The sequence below is a fragment of the Actinacidiphila polyblastidii genome, from assembly GCF_036353415.1.
GTDB lineage: Bacteria > Actinomycetota > Actinomycetes > Streptomycetales > Streptomycetaceae > Actinacidiphila > Actinacidiphila polyblastidii.
Map to the genome: position 1 here is coordinate 86,408 of NZ_JAZEWV010000010.1, position 17,457 is coordinate 103,864.

A 17,457-nucleotide genomic window follows, 5' to 3' on the forward strand; every position below is an offset into this window, starting at 1 on the left:
GGCGGGCTCGCGGGCGGCGCGGTCATGGGTCAAGGTTACGGGGGGACGGTGTGACGGGCGTAAGCCCGTCCCGCGGCGGGGCGCCGGTGACCACCACGGCGAGCCGCGAGCCGCGCGGGAAGGCGCCCTGCGCGGTCAGCGCGAACGCCGCGTGCAGCGCCTTGGCGACGTAGAGGCGTTCGAGGGCCACGCCGTGGCGGGCGGTGAAGTCCGCGGCGAAGAGGTCGAGCGCGGGCGTGGTGCGGGCGTAGCCGCCCTGGTGGAAGCGGTCCTCGACGCGCCAGTGTCCGCGGCGCCCGCCGAACGCCGCGTGCTGCAGCCGGAGCACCTCGGCGGCGAGGAACCCGCCGCGCAGCACCGAGACGCCCACCGCCTCGCCGGGGAAGCCGGCGGCCAGCCCCGCCAGCGTGCCGCCGGTGCCGCAGGCGACCACCGCGACGTCCGCGTGCCCGGCCAGTTCCCGCCCCAGGCCGGTGCAGCCGTGCACGGCCGCCGCGTTGGAGCCGCCCTCGGGCAGGACGTACGCCGGGCCGGCCTCGGCGAGCAGCGCGGCCAGCCACGCCGGCTCGGCCTTGCGGCGGTAGGCCGCGCGGTCGACGAAGCGCAGCCGCATGCCGTCGGCGGCGGCCGCGGCCAGCAGCGGGTTCAGCGGCCGGCCGGCGAGTTCGTGGCCGCGGACCACGCCGACGGTCGCGAAGCCGTGCAGCCGCCCCGCGGCCGCGGTGGCCCGCAGGTGGTGGGAGTAGGCGCCGCCGAAGGTCAGCAGGGTGCCGTGGCCCTGTTCGCGGGCCGCGGCCAGATTCAGCCGCAGCTTGCGGTACTTGTTGCCGACCAGGTCGGGGTGGAGCAGGTCGTCCCGCTTCAGCAGCAGCCGCACCCCGTGCCGCTCCAGCCGCTCGTCGTCCACCGCGGTCAGCGCCGACGGCGGCAGCGGCCGCGGCAGCGGCGGGAGGGGAGCGGCGGTCACCCGCCCATTGTCACCCGTGGGTGTGACACCCGCCGCCGGACGGGCGCGCGGGGCGGATTGCCTCCGCCCGCTCCCATGAGGGCGGTTTCCGGTGCATCCTTTCCCCGTGCAGGAAAACGTCGTGCGGCCCGCGGGGTCCGGTCCGGGGAACGCCACTGCGGCCAGTGACGCGGGCGACGCGCTCACCGCGACCGTGCGCGGACTGCTGCCCTCGCTCACCCCGGCCGCGGCGCGCATCGCGTCGCTGATCGTGGAGGACCCGGCGCAGGTGGCCCGCAGCACCATCTCGGAGCTGAGCGTGCTGGCCGGCACCAGCGAGTCGTCCATCGTGCGCACCGCCCGCGCACTGGGCTTCGCCGGCTATCCGGAGCTGCGGCTCGCGCTCGCCGCCTCCGCCGCCCGGCAGGCGCCCCGCTCCACCCTGACCTCCGGCATCACCTCGGACGACTCCGCCGAGGAGGTGATCGCCAAGCTGGTGCACACCGAGTCGCAGGCCGTGCTGGAGACCGCCACGCAGCTCGACGCCGGTCAGCTGACAGGCGCGGTCCTGGCGGTGTGCGGGGGAGGGCAGCTGCACATCGCCGGGGTCGGGGCCTCCGGCCTGGTCGCCCAGGACCTGCAGCAGAAGCTCGCCAGGATCGGCCGGCCCTGCCACGCGCACGGCGACTCGCAGTCGGCGCTGACCAGCGCGGTGCTGCTCGGCGAGGGCGACGTGTTCCTCGCGGTGTCGCACTCGGGGGAGAGCAGGGACGTGCTCGCGCCGCTGCGCAGGGCGGCCGCGCAGGGCGCCACCACCGTGGTGATCACCAACCACCCGATGTCGACCGCCGCCCGGCTCGCCGACTTCGTGCTGGTGTCGGCGGGCCGGGAGACGACGTTCCGGCCGGGGGCGATGGCCAGCCGGATCAGCCAGCTGGTCGTGGTGGACTGCCTGTTCGTGTGCGTGGCGCAGCGCACCTTCGACACGTCGAGCCGTGCGCTGCGGGCCACCCACGAGGCGCTGGAGGTCGACCGGAAGGGCTGAGCCGCCCCTCCGGTCGCCCCCCGGGCCCGGGCTCTCGGCTGGTTCAGCCGGCCGGGACCACGTCCACGTCGGCGGCGTTCACGAACGCCATCCGGTGGTTGTAGACGATCTCGTACACCTTGGTCTGCCCGACGAAGTCGTGCTGGTCGTAGGGCGCGGAGCCGTCGTAGTAGATGGCGAAGTACGAGTCGGTGTTCACCGCGGGACCGCCCGCCACGTACGACTGCCCGGCCGCGACGGTGTACTTGGCGCGGGCGAGCTGGGCGCGCGGGGTGCCGCCCTCGAAGGCCACGAAGTCCGCCGGGTAGACGGACGCCTCCGGGTAGGCCGTGGTGTAGACGGGGACGGAGGCCTTCCCGGCCTTGGGGACGATCCGCGCCGCGGTGACCGGCACGGTCGTCGGGTGCTGCGGGGAGTCCTGCAGCCACGCCTCCCGGCCGCCCCACCAGATCGCCGTCCAGCCGGGCTGCCGGTCCGCGACCACGTACTCCTCACCGGCCGGCGCCTTGTCGCCCCAGTCGTTCATCGCGTCGGTACCCGCGCCCGTCGGGTGCAGGTACGGGTCGGCGACCAGCGGGGCCGAGGTGCTCGGCGCGGTGTACAGCGGCACGAAGTTCGCCGGCGCGTCCGCGGACGTCACCGGGCAGTCGAAGCTGCGGTACGGGCCGGGGAACCGCTTGTAGCCCTGCACGTCGTCGCAGTAGGTGGTGGTCTGCGGGTTGCGGGCGTACCCGGGCCTGATCGCCACGACGTCGCTGCCCTGGGGCGCGGTGGCCCTGATCGGGGCGCCGAGCAGGTCGAAGAAGTGCTCCCAGTCCCAGCCGGGTCCGGGGTCCCAGTGCTGGGTGGCGACGCCGCTCTCGCTGCTGCCCGGCACGTTGTCGTGGCCGAGGATGTGCGCGCGGTCCAGCGGGATGTCGTACTTCGCCGCGAGGTACTTCACCAGCTGAGCCGTCGAGCGGTAGAGGTCCTCGCTGAACCAGGCGCCGCCGTGGGTGGCCCACGCCTCCTGCTCGATGCCGATGGAGTGCTGGTAGAAGGAGCGGTTGGCGCTGTCCCACGCGATGTCCTTGGTCGGGATCATCTGGGTGACGTGGCCGTCCTCGGAGCGCACGACGTAGTGCGCGCCCGCCGCGTAGGTCGGGTCGTTGAAGAGGTCGAGGGTGCCGTCGTACGTCTCGTCGGTGGTGTGCAGCGTGATGTAGCGGATGTCGAGGCTGCCGTTCGGGCGGTCCGCGAGGTCGTGGCTGCCGTAGTCGGCGAGGTTCGACGGGTCGAGCAGGGTGTACGCGCCCGGGATCATGTCGCAGTCCAGCGACTTGGGGCACTCGGGCTTGGCGCTGCTCCTGGGCGGGGTGACGTCCTTCAGGCCGAGCTTGCGGACGTCGGCGCGGTCGGGGTGCAGCCGCGCGGTGGGCGCCAGGGTGATCTGCTGGCCGTCCTGCGTGGTGCGGGAGGCGCCGGTGCGCAGGGTGTCCCACACGCCGTCGGCGAAGGCCTGCGCGACCTTGTTCTCGGTGGACTGGCTGTAGCGGGCCGCGGCCGCGTACCAGCCGTCGGTGGAGTGCGGCAGCCGGCCGTGGCCGTAGCCCTTGGCGTAGGAGGCGAGCAGCGCGGCGCCGCCGCGGATGTTCTGCGCCTCGTCGCCGCGCACGGCGGCGGCGTCGACGCCCAGCAGCTGCGCGGCGGCCGGCGCGGTGTGCTCGGCGGGCGCGGTGAGCAGCGGGGCGTACCGGGTGGACTGGGTGGTCAGCCCGTCGGCGTCCAGCTCCGCGGTGGTCAGGTCGGTGAGGTTCATCGGGCCGTAGCCGGCCTCGGCGTTCTCCTGCCCGGCGTGCGCCTCCCACCGGGTCTCGTAGTACGACACCGCTTCGAGCACCGGCAGCGGCACGCCGAACTCGTGGGCCGCGGCGGTGAACTCCGCCTGGCGGGTGGCGGCGGGCGCGGCGGGCTCCGGCGGCACGGCGGCGTGCGCGACGACCGTGCCGGCGCCGACCGACAGTCCGGCCAGCAGGGTGAACGCCGCGGCCAGCGCCGGTGTTCTGCGGTGTCTGAGGGGGTGGTGCATCCAGGCTCCTCGCGTTGCGTGGTGGCAGGGGCGTACGGGGCGCGTGCGGGCGTGCGCGCGTACGCGCCGTGCGGGAACTGCTGGGCGCAGCCTGTCGAGTGCGGCTGGCAGTAAGCAACCTCCGTGGCGTAAATCGTGGAACTTTTTGCCAAAGCCGTTGTCAGCCGGAGGAGGCGGGGAGCAGGAACGGGTGCGCCGAGGCGGGCTCGCGGGTCGGCGCGGTGTGCCAGTAGTCGCGGGTCTCGGCGGCCAGGCCGTCGGCGGTGAAGCGTACGAAGACGCACCCCGCGACGGTGCTGGAGCGCGGGCCCTGCGGCCCCGACTCCTCGGCGGTGACGTGGAATTCGGCGACCGCCGTCGCACCGGGACCCACCAGCGGCGCGCTGAACCGCACGGTCAGCGGCAGTTCGTCGGCGAACGACCAGCGCAGGTAGGTGGCGAGCGCGGCCCGGCCGACGTGCGGCGGCCGGAACGGCATCGAGCGGTGGACGCAGTCCTCGGTGTAGAGGGCGAGGATCGCGTCGACGTCGTGCCTGGCCCAGCCCGACTCCCAGACCCTGACGAATCGTTCCGCTGCGGCTGCGGTCTCCATGGTCGTCTCCTGCTCGGCGGGGAAGAGGGGGCGCATGTCGTGTACTGAGACTGGTGGAATCCGTCATGGAGTGGCCATCTGCCCCGTGAGACCGGTCACATCGCACCGCGCCCGGTGCGCGCCGGGGAACGGCGCGCACCGGGCGGGTGGCGGGCGGCGGAGCGGGCCGCCGCGGTCAGCGGCGGGCGACGCCCTCCGCGCGGGCGGCGGCGGCCACCGCGGCGGTGACCGCGGGGGCGACCCGGGGGTCGAACGGCGAGGGGATGACCCGGTCGGCCGACAGCTCGTCGGCGACCACCGCGGCGAGGGCGTCCGCGGCGGCGAGCTTCATGCCCTCGGTGATGGCGGACGCGCGGACCTGCAACGCCCCGGCGAAGATGCCCGGGAAGGCCAGCACGTTGTTGATCTGGTTCGGGAAGTCGCTGCGGCCGGTCGCGACCACCGCCGCGTACCGGTGCGCGACCTCGGGGTGGATCTCCGGCGTCGGGTTGGCCATGGCGAACACGAAGCAGCCGGCCGCCATGGTGGCGACCGCGGCCTCGCGGACGGTCCCGCCGGAGACGCCGACGAAGACGTCCGCGCCGGCCATCGCCTGCTCCAGGGTGCCGGTCAGACCGGCCCGGTTCGTATACGACGCCAGCTCCCGCTTGACCGGGTTGAGGTCCTCGCGGCCGGCGTGCACCACGCCCTTGCGGTCGGCGACCGCGACATCGCCGATGCCCGCCTCGACCAGGATCCTGGCGATCGCCACGCCCGCCGCGCCGGCGCCGGAGATGACCGCCCGCAGCGACCCCAGCTCGCGGCCGGTGAGCCGGGCGGCGCCCTGCAGCGCCGCCAGCGTGACCACCGCGGTGCCGTGCTGGTCGTCGTGGAAGACGGGGATGTCGAGGCGCTCCTTGAGCCGCTGCTCGATCTCGAAGCAGCGCGGCGCGGAGATGTCCTCCAGATTCACTCCACCGAAGGACGGCGCGAGCCGCACCACGGTCTCCACGATCTCGTCCACGTCCGTACAGGCCAGCGCGAGGGGGACCGCGTCGACCCCGCCGAACTGCTTGAAGAGGATCGCCTTGCCCTCCATCACCGGCAGCGACGCCTCCGGGCCGATGTCGCCCAGGCCGAGCACCGCGGTGCCGTCGGTGACCACCGCGACGACCTGCGACTTCCAGGTGTAGTCGTGGACCAGGTCGGGCTGCTCCGCGATCGCGGTGCAGACCTCGGCCACGCCGGGCGTGTAGGCGAGCGAGAGGTCGGCGGCGTCGCGCACCGGGACGGTCGAGACGACCTCCATCTTGCCGCCGCGGTGCAGCGCGAAGACCGGATCGAGGGGGAGGTCCCCGCCGATATGGTCCGCGCCGCCGGTGCTTCCCGTGCTGCCACGGCGTGCGGTGCTTCCGCCGCCGGTGCCGTCCGTACTGTCCGTGTCGCCGGTGTCGCTCAGCGGATTGACGATCTCCGTTGCCACGTTTGACCCCTTTGTCGGAATGTTGAGGGAGAGTACTCCTCCCGCGCGGGGGGAGGAGGCGGGCTCGGCGGCCGGGCCGCCGGTGAGAGTGGGCACGGCGGCAGCCGGACGCCAGGCGCGCCGCACGCGCGCCGTGGGCCCCGGGATGGGGGGTGGCCACTCGTGCTGCCGGAAAGTGGTTTCCGCTGACGAGTGGGGAGTGGAGGGCACGGCCCCACCGCGGTCCGGCCTTGGTGTTCCGGCCCGGTGGGTGCCTGGGGATCGCCCGTTATCCGATTTTGACACAACCAGCACCCTGCCTGGTGCTGTCCGGATGGCAAGATGCACAGATCACACAGCGTGGCGGTATTCGAAGGCGAGTGCCATGCCGCGCCGGATGGCTCACCCACACCCTCGCAGGAGGACGGAAGCATGACCGCAGGTACCAACGGGCGCTCTGTTGCCCTCACCCGTCTCACCGCGGTCGCCGCCCTCGCGGTCGCCGGCACCCTGGTCCTCACCGGGTGCGGTGACCAGACGAAGAAGGACAGCGGCTCCGACGCCGGCAGCTCCCCCTCTTCCAGCACGTCGCAGGCCCCCCTGTTCGCGAAGCTGCCGAAGAAGTTCCAGGACTCCGGTGTCATCAACGTCGGGACCGATGCTTCGTATGCCCCGATGGAGCAGACCGAGAACGGTCAGATCGTCGGCATCGACCCGGACATCGCCGCCGCGCTGTCCAAGCAGCTCGGTGTGAGGTTCAAGTTCACCAACGGCCAGTTCGACGGCCTCATCACGTCGCTGTACTCGGGCCGCGCGGACGTCGTCATGTCCGCTATGAGCGACACCAAGGACCGCCAGCAGGGACTGGACGACAAGGGCAAGAAGGCCGGCAAGGGCGTCGACTTCGTCGACTACTACATGTCCGGGTCCTCGCTGCTGGTGAAGAAGGGCAACCCGCACCACGTCACGGCCCTCGCCGACCTGTGCGGGCAGTCCGTCGCGGTGCAGCGCGGCACGATCTACGAGACCGCCTTCAAGACCCAGAAGACGGCCTGCGGGTCCAAGGGCCTGACCATCCAGCCGTTCGACACCGACGCCGAGGCGCAGACCCGGGTCAAGGCCGGCGGCGCGGTCGCCGACCTCAACGACACCCCGGTGGCCGCCTACATCGCCCAGAAGTCCGGCAACGGCAACGACTTCGAGGTGGCCGGCTCCCCGGCCGACGCCGGCCCGTTCGGCATCGCGCTCGACAAGGGCAATGCGCAGCTGCGCGACGTCCTCAAGACCGCCATGGACGCGATCGTCGCCGACGGCAGCTACGCCCAGGTGCTGCAGAAGTGGAACGCCTCCAGCGGTGCGATCAAGACGGTCACGGTCAACGGCGGCTCCTGACCGCACTGCGAGTGGTGAAGGACGGTCCGCGTGACTGACAAGCTGGAGAAGGAGCCCGTCGCCGACGCCCGCGTCGCGACCGGGACTCCGTACGAGGCCATCCGGGCCATCCCGGTACGGCACTACGGGCGCTGGGTCAGCGCCGTGGTCGTCGTGGCGGTGCTGGGGTGGCTCGGCTACGCCTTCTCGCAGGGCAACATCCTGTGGGCGACGGTCGGCGACAAGCTCTTCGACCGGACGGTGGTCGACGGCGCGTGGCACACCGTCGTGATCTCGGTCTGCTCGATGGCGCTCGGCCTGGTGCTCGGGGTGCTCTTCGCCGTCATGCGGCTGTCGAAGAACCCGGTGACCGGGGCGGTCTCCTGGCTGTACATCTGGTTCTTCCGCGGCACCCCGGTGTACGTGCAGCTGCTGATGTGGTTCAACCTCTCGTTGATCTTCCCGGTGATCAACCTGATGCCGCTGTACAAGAACGACACGGTCGCCGTCATGACGCCCTTCGTGGCCGCCCTGCTGGGTCTGGGCCTCAACGAGGGCGCGTACATGGCGGAGATCGTGCGGGCCGGCATCCAGTCGGTCGACGAGGGCCAGACCGAGGCGGCCCACGCGCTCGGCATGACCGGCGCGCGGACCATGCGCAGAATCGTTCTGCCGCAGGCGATGCGCGTGATCATCCCGCCGACCGGCAACGAGTTCATCAACATGCTGAAGACCTCCTCGCTGGTCTCGGTGGTGCAGTACACCGAGTTGCTGCGCTCGACCTCCAACATCGGCAGCGACACCACCGCGATCATGGAGCTGCTCTTCGTCGCCTCGATCTGGTACCTGGCGCTGACCAGCGTGTTCAGCGTCGGCCAGTTCTACCTGGAGCGGCGGTACGCCCGCGGGTCGCTGCGCAGCCTGCCGCTGACGCCGTGGCAGAGGATCAAGGCGAACCTGTCCACCGTGCGCCGACCGAAGGTGGCCTGAGCGATGAGTACCCAGCCGATGGTGAAGGCGGAGGCCGTCCACAAGTCCTTCGGGGCCGCGCACATCCTCAAGGGCGTGGACCTGGAGGTCGCGCCGCGGGAGGTGTTCTGCCTGATCGGCCCGTCCGGTTCGGGCAAGTCCACCTTCCTGCGCTGCATCAACCACCTGGAGCAGATCAACGCCGGCCGGCTGTCGGTCGACGGCGAGCTGGTGGGCTACCGGGAGCACGGCGACCGGCTGTACGAGCTGCGGGACCGCGAGGTGGCCGCCAAGCGGCGCGACATCGGGATGGTCTTCCAGCGCTTCAACCTCTTCCCGCACATGACGGCGATCGAGAACGTCATGGAGGGGCCGGTCCAGGTCAAGCGGGAGTCCAAGGCGGTGGCCAGGGAGCGGGCGAAGGCGCTGCTCGACCGGGTGGGCCTCGGCGACAAGGGCGGCAACTACCCCAGCCAGCTCTCCGGCGGCCAGCAGCAGCGGGTGGCCATCGCCAGGGCGCTGGCCATGGAGCCCAAGCTGATGCTCTTCGACGAGCCGACCTCGGCGCTCGACCCCGAGCTGGTCGGCGACGTCCTCGACGTGATGCGCGGGCTCGCCGAGGATGGCATGACCATGATCGTCGTGACCCATGAGATGGGCTTCGCCCGCGAGGTCGGCGACGCGCTGGTCTTCATGGACGACGGCGTCGTGGTCGAGTCCGGGCACCCGCGCGACGTGCTCGGCAGCCCGCAGCACGACCGGACGAAGGCGTTCCTGTCCAAGGTGCTGTAGCGGCGCGTGCGCCCGCCCCGCCCCGCACAGCACAAGTGCGGGGCGGGGCGGGCGCGGGAGTCAGCGCAGCGCGAGGACCATCGCGTCGGACGGCGAGGACCAGACGGTGCGGGCCTCGCCGAAGCCGGCGTCCAGGAGCGTCGCGGCGTGCCAGCTCGCGGGCGGCGTGTCGCCGTCGGCGTGCTCGCCGTAGATCCGGAACCGCTCGGCGGTGGGCTCGGCGAGCGCCGGGTCGGCGGCGGCCAGCCGCCACCACTCGGTCCAGCCGAGCGCGCCGCGCTCGCGCGCCTCGTCCATCCTTGCGTGCCGCTGGGCCCGGTCCGCCGCGTTGATCCGGGGGGTGGCCGGGTCGGGCATGTGATCGGCGTTGAGGAACACCCCGCCCGGCCTGACCAGGCCGGCCAGCTGCCCGTACAGCACCCGGAGGTCGTCGCTGTGCAGCCAGTGCAGTGCGGTGGCGGTCAGCACCGCGTCGTAGCGGCCCCGCGGCAGGCGCGCGGGCCAGTCGGGGTCCTTGAGGTCGGCGGTGACCAGGGCGACCCGCGGGTCGCCGCCGAAGGTGCCGCGGGCGATGGCCAGCAGCGCCGGATCGAGGTCCACCCCGGTGCTGTGCGCCCGCGGGAGCCTCCGCAGCAGCCGGTCGGTGATACTTCCGGTACCGCACGCCAGGTCCAGCACCCTGGGCTCGGCGCCGACCGTCGCCTCGACCATGTCCAGCATCACCCGAAAGCGTTCCTCCCGGTCGGGCATGTACCACTCCTGCTGGCGATCCCAGCTCTGCTGCCAGGCGCGCCAGTCCGCGCCGTGGTGCGCGGCCGCGGTGGTGCCCGGTGTCGTCGCGGACATGCGCCGCCCTCCTCGGTTTCGTAATACCCTGAAAGCTTGTTCGGCTGTTACCGAGACTAGACCGCTCTCAGTAAGGACCACAAGTGGAACTGGCTCATTACTCGGATTACGCCGTGCGCCTCGTCAACAGCGAGGAGCCGCTGCGCGGCACCGACGCGCTGACCTCGATCGAGGCGGTGCGGGCGCTCTTCGGCTCCGGGACGCAGGCCGCCGCGCGGGCGGTGGATGCGGACGTGGCGCGGCTGCGGGCGGTGCGGGTGCGGCTGCGCGGCGTCTTCGAGGCCGCCCACGAGGGCGACCAGGTCAGGGCGGTGGACCTGCTCAACGCCCTGATGCTGGAGTTCCCGGTGAGCCCGCAGATCTCCGGCCACGACTACCTGGACGAGGCGGGCCGCCCCGACTGGCACATGCACCTGGCCGACCAGGCGGCCAACGCGAGCGCCGGCTACTCGGCCACCGCGTGCATGGGCCTGGCCTTCCAGCTCACCACGCTGGGCGCCGACCGGCTCGGCATCTGCGAGGCGGGCCCCTGCCGCAACGCGTACGTCGACACATCGACAAACCGGTCGCGCCGGTACTGCTCCGACCGCTGTGCCACCCGTGCGAACGTGGCGGCCTACCGGGCGCGCAAGCGCCTGGAGAGCGACCGGTCCGCGCGCAGCGGCCTGACACAGGACGCCGCCCAGGACGCCCACGAGGCGGCGCCCGCCAGCGAGCGCTGAAGCCCGCGGGCCGGCCGGAACCGGCCCCGGGCCTTGGCCAGGAACAGCTCGTCCGGCACCGTGCCGAACTCCCGGCTGTCGTTCTCCACGAAGGTGTTGTCCCCCAGCACCCACCAGCCGCCCTCGCGCCGCTCCACCGCGCGCTTGACGATCAGCAGGTCCTGCTGCAGCGGATGCCGCAGCACCACCACGTCCCCCTCACGCACCTGCTCCGAGCCGTCGCTGACCTTCTGGATCAGCAGCCAGTCCCCGTGCAGCAGCGTGGGCGCCATCGACGGACCGGTGACCTCGACCAGCTGCCATGACGGCCTGCCGGTCTCCTGCTCCCGCATCCTGTGCCTCCTGGCTCGATTCTCCACCGCCCCCAGAGTGACACCAGACTTTTGACCTAAGCCACCTGGGGCACCCGAGAAATCGTCTCCTCCAGGGAGTAATGTCCCACCAGAAAGACGATCACGAGGAAGGACAGCCATGTTCACTCGCCTGTTCGCGCCCAAGGTGAAGGTAAGCGCCCACTGCGACCTGCCCTGCGGCGTGTACGACCCGGCCCAGGCCCGTATCGAGGCCGAGTCCGTCAAGGCGGTCCAGGAGAAGTACCAGGCCAACGAGGACGCGGACTTCCGCACTCGGGCGGTGCTGATCAAGGAGCAGCGGGCCGAGCTCGCCAAGCACCACGTCTCGGTGCTGTGGAGCGACTACTTCAAGCCGCCGCACTTCGAGAAGTACCCCCAGCTCCACCAGCTGGTGAACGACACGCTGAAGGCACTCAGCGCCGCCAAGGCCTCCAACGACCCGGCCACGGGTCAGAAGGCCCTGGACCTGATCGCCCAGATCGACAAGATCTTCTGGGAGACCAAGCAGGCCTGAGCCGCATCGCTCCCCGAGACCCGCCCCGCGGCACGCGTCACACCGCGGGGCGGTTCCCTACCCGCGGGTAGGGGCCGTAGGGTCGGCCCATGTTTGCTGTCTACGCCGCGCGCACCGATGCCGAACAGCCGCTGACCGCACTGGAGTCGGGTGAGCGGCCGGCGCCGCGGGCCCGCGACGGGTGGACCACCGTCACCGTGCGGGCCGCCTCGCTGAACCACCACGACCTGTGGTCGCTGCGCGGGGTGGGCCTCGGCGAGGAGAGCCTGCCGATGATCCTCGGCTGCGACGCCGCCGGGATCGACGCCGACGGCAACGAGGTCGTGGTCTATCCGGTGATCGGCCTGTGCGGCCACGGCGTCGGGCCGCGCGAGCCGCGGTCCATCCTCACCGAGCGCTACCAGGGCACCTTCGCCGAGCAGGTCACCGTGCCCGCGTGGAACGTGCTGCCCAAGCCGAAGGAGCTGACCTTCGAGGAGGCGGCCTGCCTGCCGACCGCCTGGCTGACGGCCTACCGCATGCTCTTCACCAAGGCCGGGGTGCAGCCCGGCAACTCGGTCCTCGTGCAGGGCGCGGGCGGCGGCGTCGCGACCGCCGCGATCGTGCTGGCCAAGGCCGCCGGCCTGCGGGTCTACGCGACGAGCCGCGACGAGGCCAAGCGCAAGCGGGCGCTGGAGCTGGGCGCGCACGGCGTGTTCGAGCCGGGCGCCCGGCTGCCGCACCGGGTGGACGCGGTGGTCGAGACGGTCGGCGCGGCCACCTGGTCGCACTCCGTCAAGTCGCTGCGGCCCGGCGGGACCCTGGTGATCTCCGGCGCGACCAGCGGGCCCAGCCCCCGCGCCGCCGAGCTGAACCGGATCTTCTTCCTGGAGCTGAACGTGGTGGGCTCCACCATGGGCACCAAGGAGGAGCTGGCCGGGCTGCTGGACTTCTGCGCCGTCACCGGGGTCCGCCCGGTCATCGACTCGGTGCTGCCGCTGGACCGCGCCCGCGAGGGGTTCGAACACCTCGCGGCGGGCGAGGTGTTCGGGAAGATCGTGCTGACCGTCTGAGGCCGCGGGTCCGCCGGGGCGGCCGGGGCGCCCACCCTCCGGCGGGCGCCCGGCCCCGGCGCGCTACGGCTGCGGCGTCCCGCGGCCGTGCAGCGCCGCGGTGATGCGGGCCGCCGCCTCCTTCAGGTGCCGGCGCGCCTCGCGCACCTGCCGCAGGTCCACGCCCGCGTCGCGCGCGGCGTCCCGCACCTCGTCGCGGAAGCGGTCGAGCAGGCGCTCCAGGTCGCGGAACGGATCACCGGTCGACGGCGCGTCGGCGTCGTCGTCCGCGGCGTCGGCGTCCCCGGTCCCGTCCTCGGCCGCGTCGCCGGCCGGACCCGCGCCCGCCGGCGGCTCGTCCTTGACCGGGTACGGCGGCGCGCCTGCCGGGCCGCCCCAGGAGGTGGTGGGCGCGTCCATCCGGCCGCCGCTCGTGTTGACGCCGAACTGCCCCAGCTCCCGGGTGAGTTCGGCCAGCCCCTCGCGCAGGCCGGCCTGCCAGTCGCCGCCCCTGGCGTGCGTCTGCACCTGGTCCTGCACCTGCCGGGCGATCCGCTGCACCTCGTCCCGCGCGCTGTCCATCGCCTCGCGCGCCGCCCTGGCCTGGCGGCGTGCGTCGCTCGCCTCCTCCTTGGCCCTGCGGCTCTCCTCCTTGGCGCGGCGGGCCTGCTCCTTCCACTGGTGCCGACCGTCCTCGTGCCCGCCACCCGGGTCGGTCCTGGCCTGCTGGGCGGCGGCGCGCACCTGCGCCCGCAGGTCGCCGGCGGCGCCGCGGACGTCCTCGCGGATCTCCGCGGCCAGCGAGGAGACGGACTCGCGGATCTCGCTCTCCAGGCCGGCGATCTCGTCGGCTCGCGCGGCCAGTTCGGCCCGGCCCTGATCGGTCAGTGCGTACACCTTGCGGCCGCCCTCGGTGGAGTGCGTGACCAGGCCCTCCTTCTCCAGCTTGGCCAGGCGCGGGTAGACGGTGCCGGCGGAGGGCGCGTACAGGCCCTGGAAGCGCTCCTCCAGCAGCCGGATCACCTCGTAGCCGTGCCGCGGCGACTCGTCGAGCAGCTTGAGCAGGTAGAGCCGGAGCCGGCCGTGCGCGAAGACGGGAGGCATGTCAGACGTCCTTCCGGAGTGAGGCGGTGTCCCCTGACGCGGTCCCCGACGCGGTGCTCGGCTCCGCCGCCGGCGCGTCGTCCAGGGGTGGCCGGCGCAGCACCGCCAAGGCGCCGGAGACGGTGGTGGCCCGCAGCCGGGCGCTGCCGGAGCCGATCCGGCCGGTGATCCGCTTGGCGCCCCACTGGCCGGTGACGTGCAGCTCGTCGAAGGCGCAGGAGACGCTGCCGCTGGTGGTGTTGGCGTCCACCTCGGCGTCGCCCGGCTCGGGGATGCGGATCGCGATCTCGCCGGAGACGGTGGTCAGCCGGACGTCGGCGCCCGCGGACGGGTCCAGGTCCAGGACCATGCTGCCGCTCACCGAGTCGGCCTTGACGTGCGAGCCGCTGCCCTCGACGACGGTCAGGTCACCGGAGACGGTGCTGAAGACCAGGTCGCCCGAGACGGACTGGGCCTCGACGCTGCCCGCCACCGTGCTGGCCCGCACCGGGCCGGTCAGGCCCACCAGGGTGGTGTCGCCGTTCACGCCCTTGACGGTGGTGGCGCCGGACACGCCCGACACCACCGCGCTGGCGCCCACCACGCCGACCTCGACCGCGGTGTGTGCCGGGACCGCCAGCGAGATCACCGCGTGCCGCTGCCAGCCCTTGCGGTCCAGCCACTTCAGCAGGCCCTTCCACGGCAGGTCCTCGTAGGTGACGGTGAGCGAGGACCCGCTCAGCTGCACCTTCAGCGGCGGCCCGGCGATCTCGCTGACCTCCACCCGGGCCGGGCCGTCCTCGATCCCGACGACGTTGACCGCTCCGTTGACGATCCGGACGGAGAGCGTGTCCACCTGCTCGTCGAAGACGAACTTCTCCGGTTCCGTCACGGTCCGTTCCGACCTGCCGCTCATGGGGTGCCCCTCCTCGGGTACGCTGCCGCAACGCAACATATCGCGTCTTCGAAAGACACGATATATCGCGTGGGGCGGAAGTCAAGGGGGGCCGGGGGGCGCGGCTACTCCTCGTCCTCGTCGTCGTCCAGGCGGGCCAGCCAGGTGGCGAGCCGCTCGACCGGAATCTCGAACTCCGGATTGAGGTCGACGAACTCGCGCAGCCGGTCGGAGAGCCACTCGATGGTGACCTCCTCCTCGCCGCGCCGGTCGGCCAGTTCCTCGATGCCGCGGTCGGTGAAGTACAAGATCTGCTCCGGAACAGGGGTGGGGCGGGTGGCGGACGGGCAGGAACAGCGATGAAACGCCGGGACGAGACGGGACGTACACGGCAAGGATAGGCAGTGCCTGCGACGTTCTCCCGAAGGGCCTCGCGCGGCCGGCGCGCGGGAGGCTAGCCTTCGGGTGGACCTGGCCAGGGGGGGACTGAAGGCGTGCGGACGGCTGCTGCGGGAGCGCTCGCGGACTCGACCACGGTCCACGGGGGCGCGCGGTGATGCCCGGCGACGGGCCCGACGATCGCGCCGACGCAAGCGAGGTGCTGGTCCCCCTGGTCAGCGCCGCCACCGTGCGGATCCACTCCGCGCAGGACGGCGGCCGGCTGCTCGGCAGCGGCTTCTTCATCGCCCCCAACTGGGTCCTGACCTGCGCGCACGTCGCCCTCGAAGGCGCCCGCCCGGCCTCGGCCGCGCGCGGCTCCGGCGGCTCGGAGCAGCCCGCCCCGTCCGCCCCGCCGGTGCGCGTCCCGTCCCCGGCGCGGCTCGCCGCGGCCGCGCACCCGCCCGCCCCGCCCCACACCCCGACCCGCCCCGGCGCCCACCTCGCGGCGCCGGGCGCGGAGGGGACCGGCGCGGGGGGGACCGGCCACCGCGTCAGCATCGGGTACGGCGAGAAGACGCTCAGCGGCGTCGTGGAGTGGTCGGAGCCCGCCGCCCCGGTGCCCGGCGGCTCCTGGCCCGCGCCCGACCTCGCGCTGATCCGGCTGATCGACGCGGTGGACCACCCCTGCGTCTGGCTGACCGAGCGCACCGCCAAGGGCTACACCACCAACCAGGTCGCCTTCTTCGGCTGGGTGCCGCTGGACGGCGAGAACGTCTCGTACACCGGCCGCTGCACGATCAGCGGGCAACTGGTCGCCGGCAGCGGCGGCTTACTGCGGCTGGGCAACGAGGACGAGATGCCGCACGGCCTGTCCGGCGGCCCCGTCGTCGACCTGGTGCGCGGCGAGGTCATCGGCGTGGTCAAGGCCCGCCGCAAGGGGCACGACGGCGGCCTCGCCGTCGGCATCCAGCAGCTGCGCCGGCTGCCGTCGGGCAACGGCCCGGAGGACGACCTGTACGAGCGGGTGATGACCGCCCACGACCTCTACCACGCCGACCAGCACGACTCGGTGCACGGCCGCGACACCACCTGGACCGACGCGCACAGCGAGATCGGCGCCGCGGCCGGCCGCGCGCTCACCCCCGGCCAGCGCACCCGGCTGCTCGGACTGCTCGCCCAACTGCCGCCGCCGGTCGGCGCGCGCGGCGTCCAGGACATCGTCACCGAGGTGCGCGGCGCCCCGGTGCACGGCCTGCCGGTCGCCCCCCGCACCTGGCGCGACGGCCTCGGCCTGCTCTACGACCTGCGGCGCGGCACCGCCGAGCTGGAGTCGGTCCTGCGGTACGCGGTGCAGGCCGCCACCGCCCCCCGGGTCGCCGCCGTGGACGAGGCGGTGGAGCGCCGGCTCGCCCAGTGGGCCCAGGAGACCGCCGCCGCCGACGTCCGGCTGACCCGGCTCTTCCGCACCACCCTGCTCACCGAGCGGCGGTCCCGGCTGCGCGCCCGCGAACTGGTCCCGCCGGTGCTGCCGCCGCACCTCGCCGCCACCGCGGCCAGGACCGAGGCGCTGCTGGAGATCATCCCGCGCGGCTGGGAGCCCGGCCGCTACGACTGGCGGGTCTGCGTGGTGCCGCCCGGCGGCGAAGTGGACTGCGTGGCCGAGGACTTCCGCGGCACCGCCTTCGCCGAGCTGCCGGTGCGGCTGGCCGAGCCGCTGGCCGAGGCGTTCCGCCGCTGCGACGAGCCCGGTTACACCGCGACCCTGCAACTCGCCCTGCCCGGAGCCCTGGTGGGCTTCGCCGCCGACGCCTGGCGGCTGGTGCCCGGCGGCGCCGCGCTGGGCGCCGAGCGACCGATCGTGGTGCGCCGCACCGACCCGCCGGTCGACGAGGACCCGGCGCTCGCCGAGGAGCGGCACACCCGCTGGCGCGCCCTGCACCGCTCGGCGCCCGCCGCCGTGGTGCTGGACTGCGACGAGTCGACGGCCGGCCCGCTGCCCGACGACGCCGACCTGCGGCTGCGCCCGCCGCAGACGCTGCCGGTGCTGTGCCGCAGCGGCGACGACGCCCCCGAGGTGCTGCACGCGCTGGTCCGCAGCGGCTACGCGATCGCCCTGTGGCGCCGCGACCCGCTGGACCGCGACGCGCTCTGCGCGGACTTCCACCGCGGCACCGCCCGGGCGGTGCGCGCCGCCCGTACCGCCTCCGGGCTCCCGCGCGAACTGGTCGCGCTGCGCGCCAAGGTGGCCGCGGGCATGCCGGAGACGTTCTGGTCCAGCGGCCTGACCCTGCTGTACGACGACCCGACCAGGCCCCTACCCGGAACAGACGAGCTGCTGGAGACTCCATGACAGGCCGGACGGATCACAACCGAGAGGGGCATCGAGGTGAGTGACGTGACCGACGCCG

Annotated in this window: 17 protein-coding genes; 8 read left to right on the forward strand and 9 right to left on the reverse strand. The window is 73.2% G+C overall.

Annotation, left to right across the window (positions count from 1 at the left end; all coding sequences use genetic code 11):
- Positions 1-22: 22 nt before the first annotated feature.
- Positions 23-967, reverse strand: coding sequence for a 1-aminocyclopropane-1-carboxylate deaminase/D-cysteine desulfhydrase (locus tag V2S66_RS14895; RefSeq protein ID WP_330795495.1), 945 nt, complete (start codon positions 965-967; stop codon positions 23-25).
- Between the two features lie 106 nt (positions 968-1,073).
- Here V2S66_RS14895 and V2S66_RS14900 point away from each other — a divergent pair, with 106 nt between their 5' ends.
- Positions 1,074-1,991, forward strand: coding sequence for a MurR/RpiR family transcriptional regulator (locus V2S66_RS14900; RefSeq protein ID WP_330795496.1), 918 nt, complete (start codon positions 1,074-1,076; stop codon positions 1,989-1,991).
- Positions 1,992-2,034: 43 nt separating this feature from the next.
- Here V2S66_RS14900 and V2S66_RS14905 read toward each other — a convergent pair whose 3' ends face one another.
- From V2S66_RS14905 to V2S66_RS14915, 3 genes are all read right to left on the reverse strand, one after another.
- The gene (locus V2S66_RS14905) at positions 2,035-4,059 is read right to left on the reverse strand and encodes an N-acetylmuramoyl-L-alanine amidase (RefSeq protein ID WP_330795497.1); all 2,025 of its coding nucleotides are present in this window, start codon (positions 4,057-4,059) and stop codon (positions 2,035-2,037) included.
- Positions 4,060-4,219: 160 nt separating this feature from the next.
- Positions 4,220-4,651, reverse strand: coding sequence for a YybH family protein (locus V2S66_RS14910; RefSeq protein WP_330795760.1), 432 nt, complete (start codon positions 4,649-4,651; stop codon positions 4,220-4,222).
- A gap of 175 nt (positions 4,652-4,826) precedes the next feature.
- Positions 4,827-6,113 carry an NAD(P)-dependent malic enzyme gene (locus V2S66_RS14915; RefSeq protein WP_330795498.1) on the reverse strand — a complete coding sequence of 429 codons (1,287 nt, stop codon included), beginning with the start codon at positions 6,111-6,113 and terminating at the stop codon, positions 4,827-4,829.
- Positions 6,114-6,524: 411 nt separating this feature from the next.
- Between V2S66_RS14915 and V2S66_RS14920 the strand changes: the two genes are divergently transcribed.
- The 3 genes from V2S66_RS14920 to V2S66_RS14930 are packed head-to-tail and all read left to right on the forward strand — an operon-like array spanning position 6,525 to position 9,224.
- A complete protein-coding gene (locus V2S66_RS14920; RefSeq protein WP_330795500.1) occupies positions 6,525-7,484 on the forward strand; it encodes an ABC transporter substrate-binding protein in 960 nt (319 codons plus the stop codon).
- 30 nt (positions 7,485-7,514) lie between these two features.
- A complete protein-coding gene (locus tag V2S66_RS14925; protein ID WP_330795501.1) occupies positions 7,515-8,453 on the forward strand; it encodes an amino acid ABC transporter permease in 939 nt (312 codons plus the stop codon).
- 3 nt (positions 8,454-8,456) lie between these two features.
- Complete coding sequence (locus tag V2S66_RS14930; RefSeq protein ID WP_330795504.1) at positions 8,457-9,224, forward strand: amino acid ABC transporter ATP-binding protein; 768 nt, start codon at positions 8,457-8,459, stop codon at positions 9,222-9,224.
- Positions 9,225-9,284: 60 nt separating this feature from the next.
- Here the strand turns inward: V2S66_RS14930 and V2S66_RS14935 are convergent, their stop codons facing one another.
- Positions 9,285-10,070, reverse strand: a complete 786-nt coding sequence (locus V2S66_RS14935; protein WP_330795505.1) for a class I SAM-dependent methyltransferase — start codon at positions 10,068-10,070, stop codon at positions 9,285-9,287.
- 83 nt (positions 10,071-10,153) lie between these two features.
- On the opposite strand from V2S66_RS14935, the gene V2S66_RS14940 reads away from it, so the two are divergent.
- Positions 10,154-10,792, forward strand: coding sequence for a CGNR zinc finger domain-containing protein (locus V2S66_RS14940; RefSeq protein ID WP_330795507.1), 639 nt, complete (start codon positions 10,154-10,156; stop codon positions 10,790-10,792).
- Here the strand turns inward: V2S66_RS14940 and sodX are convergent.
- Positions 10,687-11,124 carry a nickel-type superoxide dismutase maturation protease gene (sodX, locus tag V2S66_RS14945; RefSeq protein WP_330795509.1) on the reverse strand — a complete coding sequence of 146 codons (438 nt, stop codon included), beginning with the start codon at positions 11,122-11,124 and terminating at the stop codon, positions 10,687-10,689. The two genes, V2S66_RS14940 and sodX, sit on opposite strands and share 106 nt — an antisense overlap.
- 139 nt (positions 11,125-11,263) lie before the next feature.
- Here sodX and sodN point away from each other — a divergent pair, with 139 nt between their 5' ends.
- Positions 11,264-11,659: a superoxide dismutase, Ni gene (gene sodN / locus V2S66_RS14950; RefSeq protein ID WP_329136320.1), complete on the forward strand. Its 396-nt coding sequence runs from the start codon at positions 11,264-11,266 to the stop codon at positions 11,657-11,659.
- Between the two features lie 89 nt (positions 11,660-11,748).
- On the forward strand, positions 11,749-12,711 hold the full coding sequence (locus V2S66_RS14955) for a zinc-binding dehydrogenase (protein ID WP_330795513.1): 963 nt from the start codon (positions 11,749-11,751) through the stop codon (positions 12,709-12,711).
- Positions 12,712-12,774: 63 nt separating this feature from the next.
- On the opposite strand, the gene V2S66_RS14960 is transcribed toward V2S66_RS14955, so the two are convergent.
- From V2S66_RS14960 to V2S66_RS14970, 3 genes are all read right to left on the reverse strand, one after another.
- Positions 12,775-13,794, reverse strand: a complete 1,020-nt coding sequence (locus V2S66_RS14960) for a PadR family transcriptional regulator (protein ID WP_330795515.1) — start codon at positions 13,792-13,794, stop codon at positions 12,775-12,777.
- 1 nt (position 13,795) lies between these two features.
- Positions 13,796-14,689, reverse strand: a complete 894-nt coding sequence (locus V2S66_RS14965; RefSeq protein ID WP_330795517.1) for a DUF4097 family beta strand repeat-containing protein — start codon at positions 14,687-14,689, stop codon at positions 13,796-13,798.
- 104 nt (positions 14,690-14,793) lie between these two features.
- Positions 14,794-14,976: a DUF6104 family protein gene (locus V2S66_RS14970; RefSeq protein WP_330795519.1), complete on the reverse strand. Its 183-nt coding sequence runs from the start codon at positions 14,974-14,976 to the stop codon at positions 14,794-14,796.
- Positions 14,977-15,224: 248 nt separating this feature from the next.
- Here V2S66_RS14970 and V2S66_RS14975 point away from each other — a divergent pair, with 248 nt between their 5' ends.
- Positions 15,225-17,399, forward strand: coding sequence for a VMAP-C domain-containing protein (locus V2S66_RS14975; protein ID WP_330795521.1), 2,175 nt, complete (start codon positions 15,225-15,227; stop codon positions 17,397-17,399).
- The last annotated feature ends 58 nt before the right edge of the window (positions 17,400-17,457 follow it).